At 54.2% G+C, this 26195-nt stretch carries 21 protein-coding genes, 3 tRNA genes and 2 riboswitches; all 24 genes read left to right on the forward strand.

Features of this window, described 5'->3' with window-relative positions; translation table 11 throughout:
* The first annotated feature begins 150 nt into the window (after positions 1–150).
* The 24 genes from ACE99V_RS11820 to ACE99V_RS11935 all read left to right on the forward strand — a co-directional run bounded on the left by ACE99V_RS11820 (position 151) and on the right by ACE99V_RS11935 (position 26147).
* Positions 151–233: transfer RNA gene (locus ACE99V_RS11820), tRNA-Leu, on the forward strand.
* Between the two features lie 53 nt (positions 234–286).
* Positions 287–362 (forward strand) — tRNA-Gly (locus ACE99V_RS11825).
* Between the two features lie 166 nt (positions 363–528).
* A tRNA-Arg gene (locus tag ACE99V_RS11830) sits at positions 529–605 on the forward strand.
* 198 nt (positions 606–803) lie between these two features.
* Positions 804–1757 (forward strand): AAA family ATPase, encoded by a 954-nt coding sequence (locus ACE99V_RS11835; RefSeq protein ID WP_400491294.1) that lies wholly within the window; start codon positions 804–806, stop codon positions 1755–1757.
* 15 nt (positions 1758–1772) lie between these two features.
* Positions 1773–2981: a DUF58 domain-containing protein gene (locus ACE99V_RS11840; RefSeq protein WP_400491295.1), complete on the forward strand. Its 1209-nt coding sequence runs from the start codon at positions 1773–1775 to the stop codon at positions 2979–2981.
* A gap of 13 nt (positions 2982–2994) precedes the next feature.
* On the forward strand, positions 2995–5223 hold the full coding sequence (locus ACE99V_RS11845) for a DUF4129 domain-containing transglutaminase family protein (RefSeq protein WP_400491296.1): 2229 nt from the start codon (positions 2995–2997) through the stop codon (positions 5221–5223).
* A gap of 21 nt (positions 5224–5244) precedes the next feature.
* A riboswitch (purine riboswitch) is annotated at positions 5245–5346 on the forward strand.
* A 248-nt stretch (positions 5347–5594) separates the two neighbouring features.
* Positions 5595–7133: a glutamine-hydrolyzing GMP synthase gene (gene guaA / locus ACE99V_RS11850; RefSeq protein ID WP_400491297.1), complete on the forward strand. Its 1539-nt coding sequence runs from the start codon at positions 5595–5597 to the stop codon at positions 7131–7133.
* Between the two features lie 96 nt (positions 7134–7229).
* Positions 7230–7331: riboswitch (purine riboswitch) on the forward strand.
* 116 nt (positions 7332–7447) lie between these two features.
* The gene (locus ACE99V_RS11855) at positions 7448–8818 is read left to right on the forward strand and encodes an NCS2 family permease (protein ID WP_400491298.1); all 1371 of its coding nucleotides are present in this window, start codon (positions 7448–7450) and stop codon (positions 8816–8818) included.
* 117 nt (positions 8819–8935) lie between these two features.
* Positions 8936–10444 carry a M1 family metallopeptidase gene (locus tag ACE99V_RS11860; protein ID WP_400491299.1) on the forward strand — a complete coding sequence of 503 codons (1509 nt, stop codon included), beginning with the start codon at positions 8936–8938 and terminating at the stop codon, positions 10442–10444.
* Positions 10445–10465: 21 nt separating this feature from the next.
* Positions 10466–12013, forward strand: coding sequence for a M1 family metallopeptidase (locus ACE99V_RS11865; protein WP_400491300.1), 1548 nt, complete (start codon positions 10466–10468; stop codon positions 12011–12013).
* A gap of 182 nt (positions 12014–12195) precedes the next feature.
* Positions 12196–12684 (forward strand): 5-(carboxyamino)imidazole ribonucleotide mutase, encoded by a 489-nt coding sequence (gene purE, locus ACE99V_RS11870; protein WP_400491301.1) that lies wholly within the window; start codon positions 12196–12198, stop codon positions 12682–12684.
* The gene (purK, locus tag ACE99V_RS11875) at positions 12681–13835 is read left to right on the forward strand and encodes a 5-(carboxyamino)imidazole ribonucleotide synthase (RefSeq protein WP_400491302.1); all 1155 of its coding nucleotides are present in this window, start codon (positions 12681–12683) and stop codon (positions 13833–13835) included. The genes purE and purK overlap by 4 nt, the downstream gene beginning before the upstream one ends.
* Before the next feature lie 2 nt (positions 13836–13837).
* Positions 13838–15136: an adenylosuccinate lyase gene (gene purB, locus ACE99V_RS11880; RefSeq protein WP_400491303.1), complete on the forward strand. Its 1299-nt coding sequence runs from the start codon at positions 13838–13840 to the stop codon at positions 15134–15136.
* A 320-nt stretch (positions 15137–15456) separates the two neighbouring features.
* On the forward strand, positions 15457–15933 hold the full coding sequence (locus ACE99V_RS11885) for an Lrp/AsnC family transcriptional regulator (protein WP_400491304.1): 477 nt from the start codon (positions 15457–15459) through the stop codon (positions 15931–15933).
* Positions 15934–15974: 41 nt separating this feature from the next.
* Positions 15975–17519 carry an ABC transporter substrate-binding protein gene (locus ACE99V_RS11890; protein WP_400491305.1) on the forward strand — a complete coding sequence of 515 codons (1545 nt, stop codon included), beginning with the start codon at positions 15975–15977 and terminating at the stop codon, positions 17517–17519.
* Positions 17520–17557: 38 nt separating this feature from the next.
* Positions 17558–18514, forward strand: coding sequence for an ABC transporter permease (locus tag ACE99V_RS11895; protein WP_400491306.1), 957 nt, complete (start codon positions 17558–17560; stop codon positions 18512–18514).
* A complete protein-coding gene (locus ACE99V_RS11900; RefSeq protein WP_400491307.1) occupies positions 18514–19344 on the forward strand; it encodes an ABC transporter permease in 831 nt (276 codons plus the stop codon). Before ACE99V_RS11895 ends, ACE99V_RS11900 begins: the two co-directional genes overlap by 1 nt.
* Positions 19345–19360: 16 nt before the next feature.
* Positions 19361–20338, forward strand: a complete 978-nt coding sequence (locus ACE99V_RS11905; protein ID WP_400491308.1) for an ABC transporter ATP-binding protein — start codon at positions 19361–19363, stop codon at positions 20336–20338.
* Positions 20335–21309 (forward strand): ABC transporter ATP-binding protein, encoded by a 975-nt coding sequence (locus ACE99V_RS11910; protein WP_400491309.1) that lies wholly within the window; start codon positions 20335–20337, stop codon positions 21307–21309. The genes ACE99V_RS11905 and ACE99V_RS11910 overlap by 4 nt, the downstream gene beginning before the upstream one ends.
* Positions 21310–21342: 33 nt before the next feature.
* On the forward strand, positions 21343–21924 hold the full coding sequence (locus ACE99V_RS11915; protein WP_400491310.1) for a chromate transporter: 582 nt from the start codon (positions 21343–21345) through the stop codon (positions 21922–21924).
* The gene (locus ACE99V_RS11920) at positions 21921–22451 is read left to right on the forward strand and encodes a chromate transporter (RefSeq protein WP_400491311.1); all 531 of its coding nucleotides are present in this window, start codon (positions 21921–21923) and stop codon (positions 22449–22451) included. The genes ACE99V_RS11915 and ACE99V_RS11920 overlap by 4 nt, the downstream gene beginning before the upstream one ends.
* Positions 22452–22482: 31 nt before the next feature.
* Complete coding sequence (locus ACE99V_RS11925; protein WP_400491312.1) at positions 22483–24093, forward strand: gamma-glutamyltransferase family protein; 1611 nt, start codon at positions 22483–22485, stop codon at positions 24091–24093.
* 74 nt (positions 24094–24167) lie between these two features.
* The gene (locus ACE99V_RS11930; RefSeq protein ID WP_400491313.1) at positions 24168–25283 is read left to right on the forward strand and encodes an RCC1 domain-containing protein; all 1116 of its coding nucleotides are present in this window, start codon (positions 24168–24170) and stop codon (positions 25281–25283) included.
* Between the two features lie 78 nt (positions 25284–25361).
* Positions 25362–26147 carry a DUF169 domain-containing protein gene (locus ACE99V_RS11935; RefSeq protein WP_400491314.1) on the forward strand — a complete coding sequence of 262 codons (786 nt, stop codon included), beginning with the start codon at positions 25362–25364 and terminating at the stop codon, positions 26145–26147.
* Positions 26148–26195: the final 48 nt, after the last annotated feature.

Genomic DNA, 26195 nt, shown 5'->3' on the forward strand with positions numbered 1-26195 from the left:
AGCCATTAGCTCAGTTGGTAGAGCATCTGACTTTTAATCAGAGGGTCGAAGGTTCGAGTCCTTCATGGCTCACCAGTACTATACCCCAAAAAGTGACGAAACGCTTCGATGTTTATGCCGAGTACTTTTCGGGGAACCCAAATGAATCATGCGGGTGTGGCGGAATTGGCAGACGCACCAGATTTAGGTTCTGGCGGGCAACCGTGGGGGTTCAAGTCCCTCCACCCGCACCATAGCAGTACGCAAGGTTTGCGTAAACACGGCAAGCCTTTTGTCATGTGCAAATGCGGACGTAGCTCAATTGGTAGAGCGTCGCCTTGCCAAGGCGAAGGTCGCGGGTTCGAGACCCGTCGTCCGCTCCAGAATGACTTTTTCAGCCGGGTCTTTCACCCGTTCCGGGTTCACCCTCGCTGATGAATCAAGGGAGTAAAACTCGGGTACTGCAGATCTGGCTTCCCAAGCAGCAAATGCGAGGAGGTTGCGCCAGTGGAAGCGAGACCTGTCGTTCGCTGCATTTATTATGAATACGTGCCCTTAGCTCAGCCGGATAGAGCGTTTGACTACGAATCAAAAGGTCGGGAGTTCGAATCTCTCAGGGCACGCCATCATTTATATCGAACCGTAGAGTGGGAGCCGTCCTGCTCTTTTTTTATATGCAACTTGTTTTAATTTTACAAATATTAATTAATTTTTTCTTGTATCCGTCTTTTTGATACATTACCTTAGGAGTAGACTCATTTTTCCATACTTGTAAGAATTGAAGTGCCAGCATTGAAAATCGTTGGATTGGGAGTTGTATCGTCATGAGTTTGATTAAATTGGATCACCCTCATCAGGCCATTGAACGTTTGATTGGAAATATTGAGAAGGTCCTGATTGGTAAACGTAATATTATTGAATTAAGTGTCGTTTCCATACTCGCAAAAGGTCACGTCCTGCTTGAAGACGTTCCCGGCGTGGGAAAAACCATGCTTGTCCGGGCTTTGGCAAAATCCATCGGGGGAAACTTCAAGCGCATTCAATTCACCCCTGATCTGCTGCCGACCGATGTGACGGGGGTAGCGATTTTCAACCAAAAGTCACTGGAATTTGAATTTCGTCAGGGTCCTATTTTCGCCAATGTCATTTTGGCGGATGAGATTAACCGTACCTCTCCAAAAACACAGTCCGCGCTTTTGGAAGCGATGGAAGAGCATTCGGTAACGGTGGATGGGGTCACGTACCGTTTGGATGAACCGTTCTTCGTGATGGCGACGCAAAATCCGCTGGAGTACGAGGGGACGTTTCCGCTGCCGGAGGCGCAGCTGGACCGCTTCCTCCTGCAGCTTCATCTGGGATACCCGACATTGGAAGAAGAGGTATCCATCTTGTCCCGATTCTCCGGTGAACACCCGCTGGAGAGCCTGGAACCGGTTGTAACGGCGGAAGAGCTGAACCAGCTGCAGAAGCAAGCAGCGTCAGTAAAAGTAAGTGAAGGCATCAAGGAATACATCGTGCGACTTTGTCAAAAAACGCGCGATCACCACAATGTTTATCTGGGAGTAAGCCCACGTGGGTCGCTCGCCCTTTATCGCGCATCCCAGGCGCTGGCTTTTGTGCGCGGTAGAGATTTCGTCATTCCCGATGATGTGAAGGAACTGGTGCCGGTAACATTTTCTCACCGCATTATCTTGAAGCCGGAAGCGCGCTTGGAGGGTGCGACGATCGATCGCCTGATTGCGGGAATCTTGTCGGAGACGCGTGTACCGGTTAACTAAGGGCGGTGATCCTGCATGAAACAACAAAAATACGGCAAGTCCAAAATGGCGGTCTTGCTGATTGTCACCTATGTATTTGCAAAATTCCAGGGCGGGTTCGCCAGCTGGTTTCTGTTTTACAGCAGCCTCACCTTTTTCTTTTATGAGCTGCTCGCCTACTCTCTCATGTTTGCCACGCTGCAGGTATCCCGGGATATTGACCGGAACCGGTTGCAGGACGGGGAGGAGTTAGTCGTTACGGTCCGGCTGAAGCGCAGGTTTTGGTTTCCGCTGGGATGGAACATGGTTGTGGAGCCGCTGCCAGATCGCTTGGCCGGGTTGTACGAGCCGCATCGGCAGTTGATTTTTCCCTGGTTTAAGCGGGAAGTGGAATTCCGTTACGTCATTCCTGCCCTGCCGCGGGGGTATTATCAATTAAAAGAGTGCTTCGTCAGCGGTGGCGACTTTTTTGGCTTCATCGAGCGGACCAAGACGTTCGCTTTGCGCAATGATTTCCTCGTCTACCCTTCTGCCAAGCAAATTACGCATTGGCCGGCGGGTGACGGCAACTTTAGCGGAACCGTTCACGTGTCTCACCGGTATTCGGACGATGTAGCTGCCGTGCGGGGCGTGCGTGATTACCACCGCGGAGACAGGCTGAGCCAGATTCACTGGCGGGCCTCTGCGCGTGGGCTCGGGCTGAAAACCAAGGAGTTTGAACATCAAGCTGTCAATCAGGTGCTTTTTTTCCTGGACGTGGAGAAAGAACATTACGCGGGGGAGCATCCGCAGCTGTTTGAGATGGCGGTAAAGCTGACCGCGAGTCTGGTTACGTATACGAGCCGCAGCCATTACCATTACGGATTTGTTTGCAAACAGCAGGAGCGCATTTCCATTCCGCCTGCCCATTCCCAGTCCCACTTTTTCCGGGTGTTTGATCAGTTGGCCAGGGTTATGCCGGAGGGAAAAGATTCGTTTGCGCGCATCATTGGGCGGGAGGCGTTGGAATATCCGCAAGGTGTCACGTTGGCCGTCATTACGCCCAGTCTAAACAAAAAGGTCGTTGCCCAACTGGCGGATCTGGCGCAGAAAGGGAGAAATGTACACTTGTTCTGGGTTCATTCCGACCCGACGGTGAAGCAAGAGCAAAAGCAGGCACTTCAGCTGCTCGCAGCCAACAAAGTGGTGTGCCGAAGCATTCACCTGCGGGAATATGACGAACTTCAGCGGATTGGAGGTGCGTAAGGTGGGCGTTCACATGTGGAAATTACCAAAGGGATTGGAGTGGCTGGCGGCACTGTTCCTTTTTCTGATGCTGCGAGAATGGATGCTTCCGTTAAAGGAGTTGACCGATACCGGGAACCTGACCCATTTCTACTACATCGCCGCCGGCGTACTTCTGCTTGACCTGGTTGTCAGATGGCGGTGGCTGACGTTTCCGATCAAAGTGGCTGCTGTTCTCTGGCTCCTGTATTCCCAATTCTTTGTGACACCGTTTTTCGATACGGAGTGGATCAAAGAGATTTACTTGCGTATCATGCACGATTTCCCGTTGATTTTGCAGCAGAATTGGACAGAGATGTCACCCATCTCCCGCAACGGGCTGTTCTATCTGTTGCTGGTTACCCTGGTTTCCCTGCTTACTTACCTGGTGCTGGAGCAGCGGCAGGGATTGTGGTTTGTCTTTCTCACCGAGCTGTACCTGGCGATTCTGGACACCTTTATGCCGTATGAAGCAGACGGCGCCATTATCAGAACGTTGGCGATCGGCTTTCTTTTGCTGGCCGTGACCCATCTGAACGCGATGCAAAAAGTTGCGTCCGTTGCCGGCAAAGGGCAGTTAACCGTATGGAATTCCCTGATTGCCCCCATGCTCATCATTTCATTGACGGTGGGCATTGCCTACGCGGCGCCGAAAAAGGCAGCCAGTTGGCCTGATCCCATCGCCTTTCTAACCGGCAAGGAAACCGGCGCGGGGACCAGCTATATGAAAAAAGTGGGCTACGACAACAACGACGATCGTTTGGGCGGCCCTTTCATCCAGGACGATACGCTCGTGTTCATTGCTCTTACCAACGAGAAGACGTACTGGCGAGGAGATTCCAAGGATCTCTACACCGGTGTAGGCTGGCAAAAGGGCTCCCGGGAGTATGAACCGATTCTGGAACCAAACCAATATCAGTGGGGGAACATCCTGTACCGCAACATGGAGATGAAACAGGTGACAGCTTCCCTTGAATTTAAAGGGGGAGAGCCGTTTTCCACCATTTTTTATCCGGGGCAGATCAAAAAACTGACCCATTACACGCCGCAAAACGCGACACTCGTGTATGACAAACAAAATCAGCAGTTGGAGGTACGGGACGGAAAAATCAACCTGATTCAGTCTCAGGCCAATCAAAAGCAGACCATCACTGTTCCCAACACGATGCTGATGAAGCTGTACAACTACCGCCTCGAAGCGGAGGTGCCGGTCGTCAGCGAAAAGGCGTTGACCAATGCGGGAACAGAGTATCCGGAAGAGATTAAAAAGATGTATTTGCAGCTTCCAAAGAACTTGCCGCCGCGCGTGAGGGAGCTGGCCCAGTCCGTAACCAAAGACGCAGCGACGCCGTATCAAAAAGTGCGGGCGGTGGAAAACTTCCTGCGCAGCAGCGGTCAGTACAAGTACGAAACGAAAGACGTTCCGGTTCCCAAGCAGGGGCAGGACTTTGTCGACCATTTCCTGTTTGAAAGTTTCCGCGGCTATTGCGATCACTTCTCGTCGTCCATGGCAGTGATGCTTCGCAGCGTCGGTATTCCAACCAGATGGGTGAAAGGATTTGCTCCGGGAACGCGGACCGGCGATGACGGAAACGGCCGGGAAATCGTCGAGGTGCGCAACAAGGACGCCCACTCCTGGGTGGAAGTGTACTTCCCGGGATATGGCTGGATTCCGTTTGAAGCAACCAGCTCCTTTATTTCTCCTGTCCGTGTCAACTACGACTTAAACACGGTTGAGCAGCAGCAGCCGACGGCGGTTCCCAACCTCGGCCAGCAAAACTCGCCGGATCGCGGCGACGGCCGTTTGGACGAACTGGAGGGCGAAGATGGCAATACCAGCCGCGGCTTTGCCATTCCATGGGAAGTGTGGGCGATGATCCCCGTACTGTTGGCTGCCGGCTCGGCTATCGTTTGGAAACGCAGGCGATCGCTGACGGTGTGGTGGATTCACCGGCAGATGAGCACACAGCAAGACAGCCGCTATGCGGAGAAATACAAACTCCTTTTGCGCCTGTTTGAAAACGTATTTACAAACCGTCACCAAGGCGAAACACTGCGTGAGTACGTCAACCGGCTGACCATCTCTGGAGACAAACGGCAGGATCTGTGGTATCTGACACAGTTGTACGAGCGGGTGCACTACGGGTACAAGGACATGGAAGAAAAAGCGAAAACCATTGCCAATAAAATGATTGAACAGCTGTCTCAACAACTGAAACCTTGAACATTTATCCGCAGTCTGCTAGAATGTCAAATCAATGGGACTCGTATAATCTCAGGAATAAGGCCTGAAAGTTTCTACCGCTCGACCGTAAATTGGGCGACTACGAGGAGAGGACTTCGGATAACTGTACGATTGTACAAAACTGGGACTCTTCCTCCGATTACCACATCCGGAGGAGACGTTCCGGTTTTTTTTACAGTATCAGAAAGTGGAAACTTCAAGAGTCACTTCCTGATACTGCGAGAAAAGCATCCTCTAACGAAGAACCAGCTTCTTCGTAAGGACTTCGCTTGGGAGCTTTTCTGTTAGTCCGAGGCCTGGGTGGGAACTTCCGGTGAACAAACTAGCGTTCGTAACGCAAGGAGGATTACATGGACAAGCCAATGGAAATGGTCGTCGTACTTGACTTCGGCGGCCAATACAATCAGTTGATCGCACGCCGTGTCCGCGATTTGGGCGTGTACAGCGAACTGTTGCCGTACAACACACCGATCGAGACCATCAAGGCACTGCAGCCAAAAGGGATTATTTTCTCCGGCGGACCTGCCAGTGTGTATGAGGAAGGTGCACCGCACGTAGACCCGGCGATTTTTGATTTGAATGTGCCGATTCTTGGTATCTGCTACGGGATGCAGCTGATGACTCACCTCTTGTCCGGGAAAGTAGAGCGCGCAGGGGTCCGCGAATACGGAAAAGCGGAATTGCGTCTGCAGGAGCCACACAGTTTGTACGAGAAGTGGGGCAGCAACGAGGTTGTTTGGATGAGCCACTCCGACAAGGTGGTTGAATTGCCGGCCGGTTTCCGCGTCGATGCGGTCAGCGATGCCTGCCCGGTAGCGGCGATCAGCCATCCGGAACGCAACCTTTACGGTGTTCAGTTCCATCCGGAAGTGCGTCACACGGAAAAAGGAAACGAGTTCATCGCCAACTTTTTGTTCAATATCTGCGGTTGCTCGGGCAACTGGAGCATGACTTCATTCATCGAGGATGAGATTGTTCGCATTCGCGAAACCGTCGGTGACAAAAAAGTGCTGTGCGCCCTAAGCGGCGGCGTTGATTCTTCCGTCGTGGCGGCGCTGATTCACAAGGCGATTGGCGACCAGCTGACCTGCATGTTCGTGGATCACGGCCTGCTGCGCAAAGGGGAAGCAGAAAGCGTCATGGAGACCTTTGCAAACAAATTCTCCATGAAAGTGATCAAGATCGACGCTCGAGAACGTTTTCTGAACAAGCTGAAAGGCGTGACCGATCCGGAACAGAAGCGCAAAATCATCGGCAACGAGTTTATCTATGTGTTTGATGAAGAAGCGGCCAAACTGACCGATATGGATTTCCTGGCACAGGGGACGCTGTACACCGACATCGTGGAAAGCGGAACGGCAACTGCTCATACCATCAAATCCCACCACAACGTCGGCGGATTGCCAAAAGATATGAAATTCAAGCTGATTGAACCGCTGAAAACCCTGTTCAAGGACGAGGTTCGGAAACTAGGTTCGGAACTTGGCCTTCCTGACGAAATCGTATGGCGTCAACCATTCCCGGGACCAGGTCTGGGCATTCGGGTATTAGGAGAAGTAACCGAAGACAAACTGAAAATTGTTCGGGAATCGGACGCCATCCTGCGCGAAGAGATCGCCAAGGCCGGATTGGACCGTGAAATCTGGCAGTACTTTACGGCGTTGCCTGACATGAAGAGCGTCGGCGTCATGGGCGACGTGCGTACCTACTCCTATACCGTAGGCATCCGCGCGGTTACCTCCATTGACGGCATGACAGCCGACTGGGCGCGTATTCCGTGGGACGTGCTGGAAAAGATCTCGACGCGGATCGTCAACGAAGTGGAAAACGTAAACCGCGTCGTGTACGACATTACGTCAAAACCGCCGGCTACCATCGAGTGGGAGTAAATTCTCCTTTTCACGTATATTAATCGACAAAAAAACATTAATGTTCGTATTTTCCGTTGACATTCGACGTTTATCCTGTTACACTCTTCGATGTGAACAGGATAAATGAAAAGGGTTCGTATAATCCTGGGGATATGGCTCAGGAGTTTCTACAAGGTCACCGTAAACGACCTGGCTACGAACGAAACGCCAACGGGATGCGTAACATGCATTTATATTTTTTCCTGCCCGGATGTGTTTTGTTTGGAGTCGAGGTGTTTGCTGACCTCGACCTTTTTCTTTGTCCGCAAACATTTTCTGGGGGGAAACGTACGGTGCGTAATTATTTTGAGTTCGACAAACTTGGCACCAACTATCGCCGCGAGATCATCGCCGGCATCACCACATTTTTGGCCATGGCGTACATTCTGGCTGTCAATCCTTTCATGCTGAGCGGTGCCGATCTCCCGCCGGAAGTAAAAGCCAATTATCCGGAATTCGGAGCCGTTTTCACGGCAACTGCACTGGCTGCAGCCATCGGAACGCTCTTGATGGCTTTTATCGGTAAGCTGCCGATTGCGCAAGCGCCGGGCATGGGTCTTAATGCTTTCTTTACCTTTACCGTCGTATTGACCATGCAAATTCCCTGGCAGCAAGCGCTGGCCGGAGTCTTTATCTCCTGCACGATCTTCCTGCTGCTGTCGTTGACTGGCATTCGCGAAGCAATCGTCAACTCGATTCCGCAAGGTCTCAAATACGCCGTTTCGGCGGGGATTGGCCTGTTTATCGCCTTCATCGGTTTGAAAAACGCCGGCATTATCATTGCCAACCCGGCGACATTCGTCTCTCTCGGCCACCTTTCCTTCCACGAAGGTATGAAGCCGGAAGAGATTCTTGCTGCGAAAAACGCACTGCTCGCTGTTTTTGGTCTGGTTTTGACCGCTGCCTTGATGTCCCGCAAGATCAATGCGGCCATCTTCATCGGGATGGCGGCAACCGCTGTGGTCGGCATGATTTTTGGACTTGTTACCATGCCGGAAAAAATCGTTTCCGCACCGCCGAGCCTGGCTCCTACGTTTGGTGCAGCGTTCCAGTACCTGGGTGATTTCAACACGCTGTTCAGCATGAAAATGCTGATTGTCGTCTTTACGTTCCTGTTCGTCGACTTCTTTGACGCGACAGGCACCCTGCTGGGTGTGGCGAACCAAGCGGGCCTGCTGAAAGACGGGAAGCTGCCGCGTCCGGGACGCGCACTTGCTTCTGACGCGATTGCTGGTATGGCAGGTGCTGTACTGGGGACGTCCACAACCACGAGCTACATCGAGTCTGCAGCGGGTGTAGCGGCAGGCGGTCGAAGCGGTTTCGCCTCCGTCGTGACCGGCATTCTGTTTCTGCTGGCCCTGTTCTTCTCGCCGGTTCTGTCTGTGGTAACACCAGCTGTAACCGCTCCGGCACTGGTGATTGTAGGGGTGCTGATGGCGTCCCACATGGCACAGATCGCGTGGAGTGAGATTGATGAAGCGCTTCCGGCGTTTCTGACCGTATTGATGATGCCGCTCACCTTCAGCATTGCTTCTGGGATCGCTGCCGGCTTTATCGTGTACCCGATCACCAAGCTGTTAAAAGGCAAAGGTCGCGAAGTTCATCCGGTGATGTACGTACTCTTCTTCGTCTTCCTGGCGTACTTCACCTGGCTGCGCGAATAGAATAAACCTGAAAGCCGCTCTCTTGCTGACAAGAGGGCGGCTTTGTTTGTATGACCGGAAACTTTGGAGGAAAACATTAGCAAAAAGCTGTAAGATGAGAGAAAAGGGGGCGATGGGTTGAGGAACCGAATGATCATGCCGGCGCTGGTATTGGCTTTGATTGGCACAAGCACAGCCGGACTCGCGGAGGTACAGGCAGCTGAACCGGGCCCCAAAGCGGTTTACGCCGCAAACCTCACCATAGAGCCGTTGCAACACCACATCGCGGGCCATGTGCAGATTCAATTCTGGCCGAAAGTTCGGGATCGGGCGTACGTTCATCTGTACCCGTATGCGTTTGCCGAAGGGGAGGGCCAAAAAGGTATCGTCTGGGATGAACTTTTAGGCAAGAGAGCGACACCTGGCACGTATCATATTACCAAGCTGCTTGTACAGGGCAAACCCGTTGAGGGAAAACGGACGGGAACCGTGCTGGAAGTGCCGCTGGATACGGCGGACAAGCCGAAGGAGAGCGGCCCTGTCAGGCTGGACATGGAGTTTGAACAGGTGTTGCCCCGCAACCAGGCCAGAATGTCGTACGACGAGCACGCGATCTGGCTGGGCAACTGGCTGCCGGTTCTCGCGGTACACGACGAGGGAGGGTGGCACCTCGACCCGTACGTCCCGATGGGTGATCCGTTTTACAGCGAGACGGCTGATTACCGGCTCCAGGTTACGCTTCCGCCGGGTTATCAGCTGGCCAGCACCGGGATTGATCATCAAGCTTCCTCCACGCAAACGCCGGATGGCAAGCGGCGAAGCTTCTTTCTGCAGGCTGACAACGTCAGGGACTTTGCGCTTGTCGTCCTGGATGAAAGCTATCGTCTGATGGAGACGAAGAGCAACGAAACGGCGGTCAGAACCTGGTGGCGTTCCGGGGACAACTTGAATCAAGTCATGCAGCTGCATGACGCTGCCGTCCGGTCGCTCGACTATTTTCACCGGACGTATGGGGCGTACCCTTACTCCGAGTATGATGTCGTTCGCACGGGCGGCCGTTTTGACGGGATGGAGTATCCCGGTCTCGTGTTTGTAGACGGAAGCCACTTTGCTGCGGAAAATTCCGTTTCTACTGCGGTGGTTGTTCATGAGACAGCCCATCAGTGGTTTTACGGACTGGTGGGCAACGATCAAATCGGGGAAGCGTGGCTTGACGAGGGATTGACCGAATATGCGGCGCTCTCCTTTTTGCAAAAGGCCTATCCAAAGCTCGCGGAAGACCGCATCCAGCGGCGGCGGCTTCGGGGGATTGTCCCGGCTGACAGCTACGCGGTAGAAGGATTGCGGCCGTGGCAGCCCATCCAGTATTTCCCTGATTGGTTGAGCTACAGTGATCTGGTCTACTCCAGAGGCGTCAGCATGCTGTGGACACTGAGAGAGGCTTGGGGAGAAGCGCAGGTGGACCAGGTGCTGAAAAGCTACGTGGGCAAGCATCGGTTCGGGGTGGCGACCGCAAGTGAACTGATTGCGGCGTTTTCAGAGGTGGCAGGTGAAGACGCGACGCCGTACTTTGACTTCTGGATGAAGCTCGACAAGGCGCAAGAGGCAAAAGCAAAGGCGTGGCTTGCGCGGCGGGGAAAACGGTAAACCCGGAGTGGGGGGACGAGGATGAAGCGGTGGGGGTTGGCATTGGCTGCAGTGCTTGTGTTATCCGGGCTGTTGGTGTGGGGGCAGCCTTCGTGGACGGAGTCTCCGGGTTATTCCGTCTTTCCGGAAGAGATTCCCGCCCCGGTCACGTACCGGGCCGATGTTCACATCGAGCCGCAAAAGCGACTGGTAACGGGAACCTTCGTAGCCCGCTTCGTTCCACAAGATTCAAAAGCCTATTTTCATCTTTACCCGAACGTGTTTCGCCATTCCGATCAATTACGGGGCGAGAACTGGGAAGAGGTGCTGGGGACGCGGAGATTGCCCGGTGAAATACGCATCCGCGCCGTAAAGCTGGAGGGTCGGGATGTATCGGCAGCTCTGCACGGAGACAGCGGGACGATCCTGGAGGTACCGATACCTTCTATAGCTCGGCGCAAACAGGTCGAAACGGAAATCGAGTTTGACCTGCGAGTTCCCTACAACAGCGGGCGGCTGTCCTACAACGACAACGCCATCTGGCTGGGCAACTGGCTGCCGATCCTGGCTGTGAAAGAGCAGCAAGGATGGCGGCTGGATCCGTATACTCCCATGGGCGATCCGTTTTACAGTGAAATGGCCAACTACCACGTCAGGGTAAGTCTTCCAGAAGGGTACTATCTGGCGACGAGCGGAACGGAAAGCCAGGCCGTGGTAACTCAGACACGGCCGGCAAGGCAGACCTTTTATGAAATAGATGCGAGTAATGTTCGGGATTTTGCCATGGTCATCATGGACGACACCTATCGCAGTACACAGACTGAGGTAGGGAAGTCGGTTGTTCGCACCTGGTGGCAGGAAGGTGACGATCCTGAGGTTGTTGAGCGACTGCATGATGTGGCGGTTCAGTCGATCCGTTATTATGGCAAAGAGTTTGGCAAATATCCGTACCGGGAATACGATGTGGTCAAGACAGGCGGCTTTTTTGGCGGGATGGAGTATCCGAGTATCGTGTTCATCCAGGGAGATTTTTTTAACAGCCGGCCTGAAATCGGGGCAGCCGTCGTAGCGCATGAAACAGCCCATCAGTGGTTCTACGGGCTGGTCGGCAGCGACGAAGTGCGGGAAGCGTGGGTGGATGAGAGCTTGACCGACTATGCGACGATGGCGTTTTTGCAGCAGTACGATGGCCGGCTTGCACAGGGGTACATCGAGCGGAGGCTTACAGCAGGGAAAGCCGCAAAGAAATATGCAGGCCGCGGGATTGGGGCCTGGCAGCCGGTAACGAAATTCCCTGACTGGAGCAGCTACAGCGACCTCGTTTATTCCCGAGGGGCAGCGATGCTTTGGCAGCTGCGGGAGGCATGGGGAGAGAAACGCGTTCACCAGGCGCTGCGGCGGTATTTCAACGAAAACCAGTACGGTTTGGCAACCGGAGCGGATGTGGTCGAAGCATTTTCCCGGGAGGCCGGTGCCGATGCGGAACCGTACTTTGATTACTGGCTGCGATTGGAGCTGGAGAAGGAAAAGCAAGCCAGTCAATGGGTGGAAAAGGGTAAAAGGCGAATATTAATAATAAAACCAAAATAAATCGTTCGGATACGAGGTTGACAGGCAAACTTTTTCCTTGTTACACTAAACGTGCATAGATGATTGGGATGATTTCCGTATAGAACAAACCCAGGCGGCAGATTCGGCAACCCTTTGCAAGGTGCCGGAAACCGGTTGGGTTTTCTCATGGATTTTTTAACAGAGAGGGGCAGTTGCGTAATATGGTCGGACCCTTGGTAGGCGTCATTATGGGCAGCACATCCGATTGGGAGACGATGAAGGAAGCGTGTCAGATTCTGGATGAACTGCAGGTGCCGTACGAGAAAAAGGTCGTCTCTGCACACCGTACGCCTGATCTGATGTTCAGGTATGCCGAAAGCGCCAAAAGCAGAGGACTGGAAGTGATCATCGCCGGAGCGGGAGGAGCAGCCCACCTGCCTGGGATGGTGGCAGCCAAAACGGAACTGCCGGTTATCGGTGTACCGGTGAAATCGTCCAATCTGAACGGATTGGATTCGCTTCTGTCGATTGTGCAAATGCCGGGCGGAGTACCGGTCGCGACTGTGGCCATCGGCAAGGCCGGCGCCGTCAACGCAGGTCTCTTGGCCGCGCAAATTCTCGGCCTTAAATACCCGGACATTCAGGAGCGCTTTGTTGCCAGACGAGAAGCCATACGTCAAAAAGTGCTAAAGGACAGTGAACTCTCATGACGAGCATGAAGGACAAGCAGATCAGGCCGGGAGCGACGATCGGCATCCTCGGCGGCGGACAGTTGGGGCGGATGATCGCACTCGCTGGCCGGGCGATGGGTTATCGTTTCGTCACGATGGACCCCACAGAAGACGCACCGTGCGGTCAGGTGGCTGACCGGCAGATCGTCGCCCGTTACGAAGATGTGGACGCTGCCATACAGCTGGCCGAGGTCAGCGACGTGATCAGCTATGAATTTGAAAACGTGGACGCGCAGGTGGCGGAGGTGCTGGAAAGCCGTTCGTTTGTTCCGCAGGGCAGCCGATTGCTGCGGATTACACAGAACCGCATCTATGAAAAAACAGCGATCCGGGAGCTTGGGATACCGGTCGCTCCGTTCCGCGTCATTGGCAGTTTGGAGGAGCTGGAAGCAGCGGTCGATGAACTGGGTCTGCCCGCCGTGATGAAAACCGCCACTGGCGGGTACGACGGAAAGGGACAGTGGGTGCTGAGAAAAAGTGAGGAGCTCGGCGAAGCGTACGAGACGATGGTGAAGGCGGGTACTGAGCTGATCGTGGAAAAGTTTATTCCCTTCCAAACGGAGCTCTCCGTGATCGCCGCTCGCAGTCTCTCGGGCGAGCTGGTAACCTTTCCGGCTGCAGAGAACATCCACCGGGACAATATCCTGCACCTGTCCATTGTACCGGCGCGGGTATCGACCGACATCCAGCAGAAAGCAGAGCAGATTGCCCGTGAGATCGCAGAGAAACTGGACGTGGTCGGTTTGATCGCCGTCGAGATGTTTCTTGCCGCAAACGGGGAACTCTATGTAAACGAACTGGCTCCCCGTCCCCACAACTCGGGACACTACACCATGGACGCCTGCGTCACGTCCCAATTTGAACAGCACGTGCGGGCCGTCTGCAACCTGCCGTTGGGTTCGACCCAGCTGTTGACGCCTGTCGTAATGGTGAATATACTAGGTGAGCATCTGCAGCCCGTACTGAATCGTATCGACCGCCTGCCACGCACTGCGAAGCTGCATTTGTACGGCAAGCACGAAAGCAAGGAGAAGCGGAAAATGGGGCATTTGAACGTCGTCGCCCCATCGGTGGAAGAGGCGTTGGAGCAGATTGACCACCTGGAAATATGGAAAAAAGTGGAGGTTTGACCATGATTGAACGTTATTCCCGACCTGAAATGCGAGCCATTTGGACGGAAGAAAACAAATTCAAGGCGTGGCTGGAAGTAGAGATTCTCGCCTGTGAAGCCTGGTCCAAACTGGGTGTCATTCCGGAAGAAGACGTAAAAAAGCTGCGGGAAAACGCCAGCTTTGACATCAAGCGCATCTACGAAATCGAAGAAGAGACCCGCCACGACGTCGTTGCGTTTACCCGTGCCGTGTCGGAAACGCTGGGCGAAGAGAAGAAGTGGGTACACTACGGCCTGACGTCCACCGACGTGGTGGATACCGCCCTTTCCTACCTGTTGCTCCAGGCCAACGAAATTCTGGAAAAAGACATCGAGGATTTCATCGCCATCCTCGCCGACAAGGCGCGGGAACACAAAGATACCGTCTGCATGGGACGCACCCACGGCGTACACGCGGAGCCGACTACGTTCGGTCTGAAGCTGGCCCTCTGGCATGAAGAGATGAAACGCAACCTGGCCCGTTTCCGCGCAGCGAAACAGGAGGTGGCTGTGGGCAAAATCTCCGGGGCGGTCGGAACCTATGCCAATATCGATCCGTTTGTGGAGCAGTATGTATGCGAAAAGCTGGGATTGACCGCTGCGCCTATCTCCACGCAGACCCTGCAGCGTGACCGACATGCAGAGTACATGGCGACGCTTGCGCTCATCGCGACTTCGCTGGACAAGTTTGCAACAGAAATCCGCGCTCTGCAAAAGAGCGAAATACGCGAGGTGGAGGAGCCATTCGCCAAGGGGCAAAAAGGTTCGTCTGCCATGCCGCACAAACGCAATCCGATCGGCTGTGAAAACATCTCCGGCCTCTCCCGCGTGCTCCGCGGCCACATGCTGTCTGCGTATGAGAACGTACCGCTCTGGCACGAGCGCGACATTTCCCACTCCTCCGTGGAGCGGGTGATTCTGCCGGATGCGACCCAGCTGTTGAACTACATGCTGCGCCGCTTCATGAACATCGTGAAGAACCTCACCGTCTTCCCGGAAAACATGAAGCGCAACATGGACCGCACGTTTGGCCTGATCTATTCCCAGCAGGTCATGCTGAAGCTGATTGAAAAAGGCATGAGCCGCGAACAGGCCTACGATACGGTGCAACCCCGGGCGATGCAGGCGTGGGAAGAACAGCGTTCCTTCCGCTCCATTCTCGAGGAGGACAAAACGGTTGCTGCCACCCTCACCAAGGAAGAGCTGGATGACTGCTTCGATTACCGTTATCATCTGAAGCATGTCGATACCATCTTCCAGCGGTTAGGACTGCTCTCATAACCTAGACGCTTTCGTTCATTTAGAACGAAAGCGTTTTTCATTTGTGTATAAGAATTTATAAATTTGGACATTCCATACAGCCGCTAGAAAAGTGTTCGGGGCCCCGCCCGGCGAAGCGTTAGCTAATGCCGGTGGGTTTTCTTGTTCAAGGCTTTCAGCAAAAGATTCTTTACTAGTATAAACTTTAAGAATACTCTTGCGGATGGGCGAAATTCGTATTATATTATGAAAAAAGTATTCAAATTCGTCCTAATTTCCAAAAATAATACCGTATTAAGTTCTAAATTCCGAAATTTGGGACGAATGAAGGAAGGTGAATTATGGAGGACAAATTCCAGCGTTCACGTCATTACGAACTGGACGAACTTGATTACGGGATTGCCCGTGCGCTGCAGGACAACGCCCGGCTCCCGTTTACGCAAATCGCAAAGGACCTGGGTGTCACGGAAAAAACCGTCCGGATGCGGGTACAGCAGATGCAGGAATCAGGTGTCCTCAGTCTTGTCGCCATCGTCAACCCTGTGAAGGCGGGCTTGGCTGTTCAAACCAAAATTCAAATTGCGACGGAAGCGGCCAAGCTGGACGACGTCGTAGCCGATCTCATGAAGATCGAGGAAGTGCGGCTCATTGAGTTAACGACAGGCGACTATCAGTTGTTGATTCAGGTGTTTCATCGCAACTATGAAGAACTGTCGGAGTTTCTGATGCACAAGCTACATCGCATCAGAGGAATCAGTAAGGTAAACGTCATTCATGAGCTGAAAGTGTTGAAATCCCGTTTCAAATTTATCCGTTGAAACGTGATGCCATAAATTTTTTGAAGAGAGAAGGGGATGACATGATATCCAAGAAAATGCACAAGACCTTGATTGCCGCTTTGCTGGGAACCGTGTTGATGGCAGCCGGTTGCGGCGGGGGTGGCGGACAAGCAGGAACAGCACCGACAGGCACTGCGGCGAAGAGCGTGATCAACATCGGTCTGAAGGCAGATCCGCCCAGCCTGGATCCAAACCGCTCCACGGCGCTGGTTGATCGCATGGTTCACAACAGCATTTACGACAAGCTGTTCGACCTGGACGCAAGCGGCAAGATCGTGCCGATGCTGGCCACCTCGTACGAAGTGTCTGCTGACGGCAAGACCTACACGCTGAAACTGAGGGAAGGCGTCAAATTCCACGACGGAACGGACTTTAATGCGGAAGCGGTGAAGTTCAACTTTGAACGCAACGCGAAAGACGAAAAGTCGAAGCGAAGAGGGGAATTGAAGTACGTCGAGTCGGTTACCGTTGTCGACCCGACCACAGTGAAAATCCAGTTGAAGCAGCCATTTGCCCCGTTTATCTCCATCCTGACCGACCGTTCCGGCATGATGGTATCTCCGGCGGCTGTGAAACAGTATGGAGAAGATTATCTCAACCATCCTGTCGGCACGGGACCGTACGTGTTTGTTGAACACGTGAAGGGTGACCATGTCACGCTGAAGAAAAACGAAAACTACTGGAACGGGCCGGTAAAAACGGAGGAACTCAACTTCAAGGTATTTACCAACGGCACGGCCAAGGTACAGAACCTGCGCTCCGGCATGCTGGACATCATCGACGAAGTGCCGGTCAAAGAGATTCCCGCGATCCAAGGTGACTCCAACCTGACCCTGGTGGCAGAACCTGGCATGGGTTATCAAGGCATTTACCTTAACCACAGCAAGCCTCCGTTTGATAACCAGTATCTGCGTATGGCCGTTGACCGCGCGATTGACCGGGAAGCCGTCGTAAAAGTCCTGTTCAACGGTTACGCTTTGCCCGGCAACTCTCCGTTCGCTCCAGGCAGTCTTGCCTACGGCGATTCCGACAAACCGAAAAAACCGGATGCAGCCGAAATCAAGGAACTGTTGGCCAAAGGCGGAAAGCCGAACGGGTTCACTTTCAAGATGCAGATCAGCACATCGCCGGAAAACGAGCAGTTTGGCGCTGTGATCCAGAACATGCTGAAGCAGTACAACATCAATGTAGAGCTTGAAAAGCTGGAGTTCGGGACGATGATCGAAAACGGGGACAACGGCAATTTCGAAGCGCTGCAGCTCGGATGGTCCGGTCGTCCAGACCCCGACCAAAACTTCTATGATTTCGTCGTGACGGACATGCCGAACAACGACGGTCGTATCTCGATCCCGACGCTGGACGAGCTGGCTGCCAAAGCCCGTACGGAACTGGACGAAACGAAGCGCAAAGCCTACTATGACGAGGCGATGAAAATCATGCATGACCAGGCAGCGTACAGCTATATCTACCATCAGTACAACCTGTTTGCCATGAGCAAGAAAATCAGCGGCTTTACTTATGTGGCGGACGGAATTATCCGCACGGCGACACTGCAAAAACAGTAAAGCTCTGAAAATACGGAAAAGAATGAGGGGGATTTGTCATGATGTTCGTGGTAAGGCGCCTGTTACTGACAATTCCAATCCTCCTGCTGGTGTCGATTATGACATTCTCCTTGATTCACATGATCCCGGGCGATCCAGCCCGGGTCATTTTAGGACAGGAGGCGACACCGGAAGCGTACCAGGCGCTCAGGGAGGAGCTGGGTCTGAATAAGCCGATCGTCGTGCAGTACTTCAGCTGGCTGGGGAAAGTGCTGCAGGGCGATCTGGGATTGTCCATTACCGACCGGGTGCCGGTCAGCGACCTGATCCTTCAGAGGCTGCCCGCCACCGTGGAATTGACTGTCGGCACATTTCTTGTCGCCTTTTTGATCGCCTTTCCAGCCGGCATTTTGGCTGCGGTGAGGAGGGGAACCTGGATCGATTATGCCAGCACCTTCACAGCTCTGGGGGGCATGAGCATCCCTAGCTTCTGGCTTGCCATGATGATGATCATTTTCTTCGCGGTGGAGAATCAGTGGCTGCCTTCCTCCGGCTATGTACCGTTCAGTGAAAACCCGACGCAAAATATTCTGGCCATGATTCTGCCTTGTCTGGCGACGGGACTGCGTGAGTCGGCCGTGCTGATGCGCATGCTGCGCTCTTCCCTGTTGGAAGTGGTCAATATGGATTTCGTCCGTACCGCCAAGGCAAAAGGGCTCAACGAGGTGCGCACCATTCTCGGTCACGCGCTGCGCAACGCGTTAATACCGGTAGTGACCACCTCCGGCTTGATGATTGCCGGACTGTTGGGCGGTTTGGTCATTACGGAATCGATCTTTTCCATTCCCGGATTTGGCCGTTTGATTGTCGAGTCCGTCTTTAAGCGGGACTACGTTACTGTACAGGGGGCCATCCTGGTCTCGGCAGCACTCGTGGTCGTCGTCAATCTGATCGTGGACCTGCTGTACGCCGTCATCGACCCGCGAATTAAAGCGGGGAAGGGGGCTGAGGGATAATGAAAACCTTTCGAAAATTTTTACGCAACGGTCTCGGATTGCTTGGTGCGCTCATCATTGTTTCGTTGATTATCGTAGCCGTTTTTGCGGAGCAGATCGCTCCGTTTGATCCGAACGCGCAAAACTACGACAAGATCCTGATGAAGCCAAACAGCGAACACCTCTTCGGTACGGATGATCTGGGACGCGATATTTTTTCCAGGGTCGTGTACGGCGCAAGAATTTCCATTCAGGCGGCCCTGATTTCCGTCGGCATCGCGATGTTGATCGGTGTTCCCATCGGACTTTTTTCCGGCTACTACCGGGGTTTTTGGGACGAGTGGATCGTCATGCGCAGCGTTGACGCCATGCAGGCGTTTCCCTTCCTGATTCTCGCCTTGGCGATCTCGGCTGTGCTGGGCTCCGGATTCGGCAATGCCATGCTGGCCATCGGAATCGGCTTTTCTCCGGCATTTGTGCGCATCACGAGAGGACAGGTGCTGGCGCTTCGGAACATGGAGTACATCCATGCCGCCAAATCGGTTGGGGTAAAGGACATACGGATTATCTTCCGCCACATTTTGCCGAATGCCCTCAACCCGATTATCATCCAGGGGACGCTGGCGATGGCAGCCGGTATTCTGGCGGAAGCGTCGCTCTCCTATCTGGGATTGGGAGTGCAGCCGCCTACGCCGTCTTGGGGAAGCATGCTCAATCAGGCGCAGACGCTGATGTCCGTCGCACCATACGCTACGTTCTATCCCGGACTGGCGATCTTTTTGGTCGTACTCGGATTTAATTTGCTGGGAGACGGGCTTCAACAGGTTCTTGATCCGCGAGTACGCAAATAGATAAGGAGTGGAGAACATGACGACCATCTTGGAGATCGAACAGCTGCGAACGCGGTTTAAAACGGATCATGGCATCGTCAACGTCGTCGATGGCGTCGATTTTGTCATTCACGCGGGCGAGACGCTCGGGGTCGTAGGGGAGTCGGGATGCGGCAAGAGCGTCACCAGTCTCTCCATCATGAGGCTGCTCCCCCCGAACGGCTCCACCGAGGGCACGATCCGATTCAACGGAAAAAATCTCCTGGCTTTGTCGGAGAGTGAGATGCAGTCCGTACGGGGCAACGAAATCTCGATGATTTTTCAGGAGCCGATGACCTCTCTCAATCCGCTTCACACGGTCGGCAAACAGATTGAGGAAGCGATCATGCTGCATTGGGATGTGAGCAAGGCGGAGGCCAAAGAGCGGGCCATTGCGATGTTAAAGGCGGTGGGGATGCCGCGTGCGGAAGAGATTTACGGCGAGTATCCGCATCAGCTCTCAGGGGGAATGCGTCAGCGCGTGATGATTGCCATGGCGATGGCCTGTGATCCCAAGCTGATCATCGCCGATGAGCCGACGACGGCATTGGACGTGACGATCCAGGCGCAGATTCTCGACCTGATGCGGACGTTGAAGGAGAAGACGGGAACGGCGATCATGCTCATCACACACGATTTGGGCGTAGTTGCGGAGATGTGTGATCGCGTCATCGTGATGTACGCCGGCCAAGTGGTGGAAGAAACGGACGTGGAGACCTTGTTTGAGGAACCCAAACATCCGTACACGATCGGCTTGATGAATTCCATCCCTGATCTGGATGAAGAGCGGGAGTATCTGGAGACGATCCCCGGAGCGGTTCCGCTGCCTCACCAGATGCCCAAAGGTTGTCGATTTGCGCCGCGCTGTTCCCTGGCGAAGCCGATATGTCACGAGCAGCCGCCTGACCTGTTGAAACTTGATGACGGGCATAAATGCCGCTGCTGGCTGTATGCGGAAGGGGGCGAGAAAAGATGAAGCCGTTGTTGGAAATAAAGGGGCTGGAAAAGCACTTTCCCATCAAGTCGGGATTCTTCAAAAAGACAACAGGATACGTGAAAGCGGTGGACGGCATTGACTTGACGGTGTACCCCGGTGAGACGCTGGGAATCGTGGGTGAATCCGGCTGCGGCAAGTCTACCACCGGACGGACCATCCTTCGCCTGTTGGAGCCGACGGCCGGGGAGGTCTGGTTTGACGGCAAGGATTTGGCGAAGCTCTCCAACGAAGAGATGCGACGGATGCGCAAGGACGTGCAGATGATCTTTCAGGATCCGTACGCTTCGCTTAATCCGCGGATGACAATCAGGCAGATTCTGCTGGAGTCACTGGAAGTGCACGGCATCGGGACGGCTGAGGAGCGAAAGCGTACCGTGGAAGAGATCATCGAGGTGGTCGGACTGCGAAAAGAACATCTCGACCGTCATCCTCATGACTTCTCCGGCGGGCAGCGGCAGCGCATCGGAATTGCCCGCGCTCTGGTGCTGAAGCCAAAGCTGGTGATCGCCGACGAACCGGTGTCGGCGCTTGACGTGTCGATTCAGTCGCAGATATTGAATCTGTTGAAAGATTTGAAGAAAGAGTTTAACCTGACGCTGGTGTTCATCTCCCACGATCTGTCGGTTGTCAAGCATCTTTGTGACCGGGTGGCTGTGATGTATCTGGGCAGAGTGGTGGAGATTGCCGACAAAAAGACATTGTTTGAAAATCCAAGTCATCCATATACCCGGGCACTTCTGTCAGCTGTTCCGGTGGCCAAACCGAAGCAGAAGCGGGAGCGCGTCATCCTGCAGGGCGATTTGCCGAGTCCTGCCAATCCGCCCAGCGGCTGCACATTCCATCCCCGCTGCCCGCACGTTACCGATCTCTGTAAAACGCAATCACCTCGTCTTCAGGAGATCGGGGGAGGACAGGCTGTTTCCTGCCATCTTGTTCAGATGGGCGGGTAACGCAACCAATCACGGCGTATCGGAGGCTGCAGCATGATTTATTGGCAATTGTTTCTCGCATTTTTTCGCATCGGGATTTTTGGATACGGGGGCGGTCCTACGATGATCCCCCTGTTTTACACGGAATGCGTGAAGAAGTACAAGTGGGTGACGGAGGAGGAATTCACCGACAACCTGGCATTGGGCAATGCGCTTCCCGGTCCGATCGCCACCAAGATGGCAGCTTACGTGGGATACAGGGTAAAAGGCTGGAGCGGCGCTCTGGTTGCCAACTGCGCCGTTGTCCTGCCTGTCGTCCTGTTGATGATCGGCCTGCTTCAAGTCATCTATCAGTGGAAGGACGTGCCTGCTGTCCGAAGCATGATTCAGGCGATTCAGCCGGTGATTGCCGTCATGACGGCTGTGCTTACCTGGGAGTTTTTGCAAAAGGGCTGGAAGGACGCCAAGCGCAAAAATGGCGTCGTTGCCATGCTGGTCTTGTCGCTCGCAGCCTTGCTCCTGCTTGATCTGCATCCCGGCATCCTGGTTGGGATTGCGCTGGCGGCATCATTTGGATACGCCACCTGGATGGTAAAGAGACAAAAATCGAAAAACGACAAGGAGGGGGCAGCATGATCTACCTGCAGCTGTTCTGGGCGTTTTTCGTTTCCAACATTCTCGGGTACGGAGGCGGCCCCGCCAGCATTCCGCTCATTCAGAACGAAGTGGTGAATCACTACCAGTGGCTAACGGTAAACGAGTTTGGGGAAATCCTGGCGGTAGCTAATGCGCTGCCCAGTCCGATCGCGACCAAGCTGGCAGGTTATATCGGCTATGAGGTTGCAGGAGTGACAGGAGCGGCGGTTGGTCTTCTGGCAACAGTCGCGCCGACGGCCATCGCGATGATCGTGCTGATGAACTTTATGGGTCTGTTTAAGAGCGCCCCGCAGGTGAAGGCCATGACCCAATCCGTTCGTCCCATCGTCACCGTGCTGCTCGGCACCATGACCTTCGAATTCTTTCTCGGTGCAGTAGAAGGCATCGGCTGGATGCATACGGCGATCCTGGCTGCAGCCGCTTTCTTCCTGCTGGAAAAATGGAAAATCCACCCCGCTTTCGTCATCGCCGCTTCCATGGGATACGGCATCGTCTTCATTCGCTGATAAAAAACCATTTTGAAACGGAGGAACGGAAATGACACAGTTTGACGCAATGGAATACCCCTACGCATCCCGCCGCATGACGACGTTTGCCAAGAACGGCATGGTTGCAACCTCTCAGCCATTGGCGGCTCAGGCTGGCCTCGATATCCTGAAAAAGGGAGGAAACGCCATTGATGCCGCGATCGCTACCGCAGCCTGCCTGACGGTGGTGGAGCCAACCTCCAATGGCATTGGAGGAGATGCGTTTGCCCTGGTCTGGGCGAAGGGGAAGCTGCATGGTCTCAACGCCAGCGGACCTTCGCCGCAGAGCATCTCCATTGAGGCGGTAAAGGCAAAGGGATATGAGACCATGCCGAAGTACGGATGGATTCCCGTGACGGTGCCAGGAGTGCCGGCAGCATGGGCGGAGTTGTCCAGACGATTTGGCAAACTTCCGCTGACAGAAGTGTTGCAGCCTGCCATCGAGTATGCACAGAACGGTTACCCCGTTTCTCCGACTTTGGGATATTTTTGGGACATCGCCTACAAAAAGTTCAAACAGAACTGCACGTCGGAAGAGTTTGAGCATTGGTTCTCCACCTTTGCTCCCGATGGCCGGGCTCCCAAAGTGGGCGAGATCTGGAAATCGCCTGCACACGCTGAAACCTTGCGCAGCATAGCGGAGACGGAAGCGGAGAGCTTCTACCAAGGGGAGCTTGCAGACAAAATCGACGCCTTTTCCAGACAGTGCGGGGGTTTTCTGCGCAAGGAAGACCTGGCAGCCTACAAGCCGGAGTGGGTAGATCCAATCTCCGTCAATTACAGGGGATACGACGTATGGGAAATTCCGCCGAACGGGCAGGGCCTGGTAGCGCTGATGGCGCTGAATATCCTGAAAGGCTGCACCTTTGCCGCCAAGGATACGCTCGATACGTACCACAAGCAAATCGAAGCGATGAAGCTGGCGTTCGTGGACGGACTCAAGTACATCACCCAGCGGGACAAGATGAAGGTAACGGTGGAACAGCTTCTCTCCGAGGAGCATGCTCAAAAACGCCGCAGCCTGATCGGCGAGGAAGCGCTATTGCCTGAGCCGGTGGAGCTGGCGCGCAGCGGGACCGTCTATCTGGCAACGGCCGACAGCGAAGGAAACATGGTGTCGTTCATCCAGAGCAACTACATGGGCTTCGGCTCCGGCATCGTCGTCCCAGGCACAGGCATTGCCCTGCAAAACCGCGGAAACAACTTCTCGCTTGACCCGGCGCACGACAACCGGTTGGAGCCGGGCAAAAAGACGTACCACACGATTATTCCAGGATTTTTGACCAAGGACGGCCAGCCGGTTGGTCCGTTCGGCGTCATGGGCGGATTCATGCAGCCGCAGGGGCACGTGCAGGTGATTATGAACACGATTGATTTTCACCTGAACCCGCAGGCGGCGCTGGACGCCCCGCGCTGGCAGTGGACAGAAGGAAAAACGGTGGAAGTGGAAAGCCATTTTCCGGAACATCTCGCTCTGGCGCTGGAACGCAAGGGACATCAAATCAAGTGGGGGATGGGACCGGGCGGTTTCGGCCGCGGACAAATTATTTGGCGGGATGAACAAGGCGTACTGATCGGCGGTACGGACATGCGGACCGACGGCTGCGTGGCGGCCTGGTAACATTTGAAACAAAGGGAACTCCTTTCGCGTCTTTACATGTGCAAGGCAAGCAGACCGCGAAAGGAGTCCTTTTTATGTTCAAACAGACTGCAGCCTCCCTCCTGACTGGCCTGCTGTTGTTGACCGGGTGCATCGACACATCCGCAGCGCATGCGCCAGTCACTCTCCTGCAGAGCAAAAACGTCCTTGCCTCGCTACAAGCGATGGAAGTGTGGAAAGGGAAAACCTATTCATTGAAAAACGGGAAGGTTTACGCGAGGACATCGACCATTCCTCTGAGTATCCCGGCCAAGGTAACCCGCATGGCCGGCGGGGACGAGTTTATGGTTTTCCAAACGGAAGACAAGCGCGTGTTCTTCATGGGCGTCTTGTACGACAGCTACTTTGCGTATGCAGGACGGAAACCGAAGTTTTCCTCGATGAAGCCGACCGCTTTTCCGCTGAAAGGAATTGAAAAGATGTTTGTCGGCCGAAACGAGCTGTTTATGATTACCACCAACAAGGATCTGTACGTCATGGGTGCCAATGACCTCGGCCAACTGGGGTTATCGGATACGAGATTCGCAGCCAGGCCGACGAAGGTACTCGGCGGCGTGCGGGAGGCAGCCACCAACTCCAACGACAGTGTCGTCGTGGCCGAGGACGGTATCTATGTCACCGGGTCCAATGTAAATTTTGACGAGCCGGTGAGGGGCGTATTTCGCAAAGTCGGTCCTTCCGAGAAAGACCAACGGGTGTTCACGGTTGACTATTCCTTTTACCTGCCGACCGCAACAGGCGGCTCCATCATCGGATGGGGAGGGCCGGCAAACCTTCGCCCGTTGACCGATCCTGCCTATCACAATGCGGTTGCGTTTAAACACACGCCCTACACCGACTTTTTGATCAAGGCAAACGGCGAGGTGTGGGTGCGTTACGGCTACAAGGCAGTCGGGCAGTACGGAAACGATACGAAGGTGTGGCCGTGGGAAGGCTTGCTCTACAGCGGCTATGAATTGTTGGGGACAGGAGCGCACGACGCTTCGATCGCCGGAACGACGATGTACCTGTTTGGAGGGAAGGGCGCGACAGCCAAGCCGTATCCGTCCAGGCAAGCGCTGATTGACAAGGTAAAGCAGAACAACAAGCATATGAAGTCACTTGTGTTTGACGCGAAGCGGGGGATTTTTACCTTTCATGAGCTTCAATGATCCATTCTAAAAAAGGACTTTTCGGCAAAAGTGCAGAAAGATTCACACATTTCTTTTTGCACAAGGAGGGGGAAGTTCGTGAACGCCCAACAGCTCAACGAAGCGATTCAAAAGTTTGTCCGACCCGGTACCTTTCCCGTCGGCATCAAGATCGTGAAAGAGCTGGAGAAACTGCCGCCAAAGGCCAAACGGCCCAAACAGGATCTTCAGATTGAGATCACCATTTGTCAGGCAGTCGGTTTTTCCCGCCGGTACGGCTGGACCATCGCCATGAACGGCGAGGATCTCTCCTGTCCGATCGCGCAGGTGGCGTTTGGATATGAGCCGGAGCTGCCCTACTACACGGAGGGAAGTCTGGTTTGCGGCATGTACACGGAAACGATGGAAGCGGGCGTCAAAAGCGAACAGGACGTGCCCAAGCTCCCGCAGGAGGAAAGCGGCTACTACGTTTCGTTTCCCCTGGAGCGGGCTCCGTTTGATCCGGATGTCGTGGTGGTTTACGGCAATTCCGCACAGGTGATGAGGCTGACGGCAGGCATGCTGTACAAGCGGGGCGGTTCCATTCCGTCCACGTTTTCAAGCCGCGCCGATTGCGCTGACATCGCTATCAAACCGCTTTTAACCGGTGAACCGCAAGTGATCCTCCCCTGTTACGGCGACCGCCTGTTTGCCCAGACCCAGGACGATGAAATGGCATTCAGCTTTCATTTCTCAGACGCAAAGGAACTGGCGGAGGGGCTTATGGGGACGCAAAAAGGCGGGGTACGCTATCCCATCCCGACCTTCCTTCGGTATCAGGCGGAGTTTCCCCGGTCGTATCAAAAACTGACGGAGCTGTTTAAGAGCCCGGGCGACTTAAGCTAACGCTCGTGAGCGAAAAAAGCCGATTACACCGTTTGCGGGTGTGATCGG

This window comes from Brevibacillus soli (genome assembly GCF_044759095.2).
Lineage (GTDB): Bacteria > Bacillota > Bacilli > Brevibacillales > Brevibacillaceae > JBIYSM02.

What these genes read in the sequence shown, in the direction of transcription:
- ACE99V_RS11835 (WP_400491294.1), top strand. Translation starts at nt 804, where the DNA reads ATGAGTTTGATTAAATTGGATCACCCTCATCAGGCCATTGAACGTTTG.
- ACE99V_RS11840 (WP_400491295.1), top strand. Translation starts at nt 1,773, where the DNA reads ATGAAACAACAAAAATACGGCAAGTCCAAAATGGCGGTCTTGCTGATT.
- ACE99V_RS11845 (WP_400491296.1), top strand. Translation starts at nt 2,995, where the DNA reads ATGTGGAAATTACCAAAGGGATTGGAGTGGCTGGCGGCACTGTTCCTT.
- guaA (WP_400491297.1), top strand. Translation starts at nt 5,595, where the DNA reads ATGGACAAGCCAATGGAAATGGTCGTCGTACTTGACTTCGGCGGCCAA.
- ACE99V_RS11865 (WP_400491300.1), top strand. Translation starts at nt 10,466, where the DNA reads ATGAAGCGGTGGGGGTTGGCATTGGCTGCAGTGCTTGTGTTATCCGGG.
- purE (WP_400491301.1), top strand. Translation starts at nt 12,196, where the DNA reads ATGGTCGGACCCTTGGTAGGCGTCATTATGGGCAGCACATCCGATTGG.
- purK (WP_400491302.1), top strand. Translation starts at nt 12,681, where the DNA reads ATGACGAGCATGAAGGACAAGCAGATCAGGCCGGGAGCGACGATCGGC.
- purB (WP_400491303.1), top strand. Translation starts at nt 13,838, where the DNA reads ATGATTGAACGTTATTCCCGACCTGAAATGCGAGCCATTTGGACGGAA.
- ACE99V_RS11885 (WP_400491304.1), top strand. Translation starts at nt 15,457, where the DNA reads ATGGAGGACAAATTCCAGCGTTCACGTCATTACGAACTGGACGAACTT.
- ACE99V_RS11890 (WP_400491305.1), top strand. Translation starts at nt 15,975, where the DNA reads ATGATATCCAAGAAAATGCACAAGACCTTGATTGCCGCTTTGCTGGGA.
- ACE99V_RS11895 (WP_400491306.1), top strand. Translation starts at nt 17,558, where the DNA reads ATGATGTTCGTGGTAAGGCGCCTGTTACTGACAATTCCAATCCTCCTG.
- ACE99V_RS11900 (WP_400491307.1), top strand. Translation starts at nt 18,514, where the DNA reads ATGAAAACCTTTCGAAAATTTTTACGCAACGGTCTCGGATTGCTTGGT.
- ACE99V_RS11905 (WP_400491308.1), top strand. Translation starts at nt 19,361, where the DNA reads ATGACGACCATCTTGGAGATCGAACAGCTGCGAACGCGGTTTAAAACG.
- ACE99V_RS11910 (WP_400491309.1), top strand. Translation starts at nt 20,335, where the DNA reads ATGAAGCCGTTGTTGGAAATAAAGGGGCTGGAAAAGCACTTTCCCATC.
- ACE99V_RS11915 (WP_400491310.1), top strand. Translation starts at nt 21,343, where the DNA reads ATGATTTATTGGCAATTGTTTCTCGCATTTTTTCGCATCGGGATTTTT.
- ACE99V_RS11920 (WP_400491311.1), top strand. Translation starts at nt 21,921, where the DNA reads ATGATCTACCTGCAGCTGTTCTGGGCGTTTTTCGTTTCCAACATTCTC.
- ACE99V_RS11925 (WP_400491312.1), top strand. Translation starts at nt 22,483, where the DNA reads ATGACACAGTTTGACGCAATGGAATACCCCTACGCATCCCGCCGCATG.
- ACE99V_RS11930 (WP_400491313.1), top strand. Translation starts at nt 24,168, where the DNA reads ATGTTCAAACAGACTGCAGCCTCCCTCCTGACTGGCCTGCTGTTGTTG.